This is a genomic window from Demequina iriomotensis (assembly GCF_000971395.1).
GTDB lineage: Bacteria > Actinomycetota > Actinomycetes > Actinomycetales > Demequinaceae > Demequina > Demequina iriomotensis.
In genome coordinates, this window is the sequence record NZ_BBME01000001.1 from 1 (window position 1) to 1,464 (window position 1,464).

Sequence of the window (1,464 nt, forward strand, 5' to 3'; positions counted from 1 at the left end):
TGACGTTGATGATGGAAGGGCCTCGCCTGGGTGTCTGACTCCCAGCCTGACTGACGTCTTCGGACGGTCTTGTGAGTGATCTGTCGGCGCTTGGGCGGGGTACCCCTATTGCCGGGTGTGCCGCCCGGGCCGGACATGACTTCATAGGAGCCTGGCCATAGGTCTCGTCAACGTCGTGTCTGCCCGGCCGCGGACGGCGTGCCCCTAGCGGAAGGCACACGTCCATCATGACCGCCCAACCCATCATTGGCGAGGACTGCCTCGTCGCGGGCGTGGATACCCACGCCGATACCCATCACGTCGCACTGATCGACTCTCGCGGCAGGCGTGTCGCGGATCGCCAGGTCGACGCCACCCCTGACGGCCACCGCGACCTCATCGCGTTCCTCGACACCCATGGCGTGGTCGCGTGCGTCGGTATCGAGGGAACCAACTCCTACGGTGCAGCCCTGTCACGCCACCTACGCGCCACCGGCTTCACCGTGGCCGAGGTGATCCGTCCCAAGCGCGCCCAACGCCGCCGCGGCAAGTCCGACCCCATCGACGCCTACGCCGCCGCCGCACAAGCCCTCAGCGACGATCGCCTGCCCATCCCCAAGGACGGCGACGGCCCCGTGGCACGTATCCGCGCCCTGCTGGTGGTGCGTCGCTCCGCGGTCCACGCCCGCGCCGACGCCCTGCGGCAACTGTCCTCGCTCCTGGTCACCGCGCCCGACGAGATCCGTGCACGCTGGCGTCACCACAGCAAGAAGACCCTGGTCAAGGCATTGATGCGCACCCGCCCCGGCGACCCCACCCTCGACATCGACACCGCCACCGGCTACGCCTTGAGGACCCTGGCGCACCGCATCACCGGGCTCGGCGACGAGATCACCGACCTCGAAGCCCACCTCGCCATGCTGGTACGCACCACCAACCCGGCCCTGGCCGCCGCCCGCGGCATCGGCACCATCACCGCCGCGCAGCTTCTCGTCACCGCCGGCGACAACCCCTCCCGGATCCGCACCGACCCTGCATTCGCCGCCTTGTGCGGCGTCGCACCGATCCCGGCCTCGTCAGGCAAGACCACCAAGCATCGCCTCAACCGCGGCGGCGACAGGCAAGCCAACTGGGCGCTGCACACCATCGTGCTCAACCGCATGTCCAACGACCCCCGCACCCAGGCCTACATCGCGCGCCGCACCGCCGAAGGCAAGGACACCCGCGACATCATGCGCTGCCTCAAGCGCATCGTCGCCCGCGAGGTCTTCCACCTCCTGGTCCACCCCGCACCACTACCCGCCATCGACGACCTCCGCACCCGCCGCCAAGCCCGCCACATCCGCCTCGACGACGCCGCCCACGCCCTCGGAATCGGCATCGCCACCCTGTCCCGACTCGAACGAGGCATCACCCGCAACGACACCCTCGCCACCACCTACCGCCAATGGCTCACCGCCGCTTGACACGCATAGGAGCATCACT

General features: G+C 69.1%; 1 protein-coding gene. It reads left to right on the forward strand.

Annotation, left to right across the window (positions count from 1 at the left end; all coding sequences use genetic code 11):
• Positions 1-227 precede the first annotated feature (227 nt).
• Positions 228-1,445: an IS110 family RNA-guided transposase gene (locus AOM09_RS00005; protein WP_062382415.1), complete on the forward strand. Its 1,218-nt coding sequence runs from the start codon at positions 228-230 to the stop codon at positions 1,443-1,445.
• Positions 1,446-1,464 lie beyond the last annotated feature (19 nt).

Coding starts and splice junctions, on each gene's coding strand:
- AOM09_RS00005 (WP_062382415.1), top strand. CDS start 228: ATGACCGCCCAACCCATCATTGGCGAGGACTGCCTCGTCGCGGGCGTG.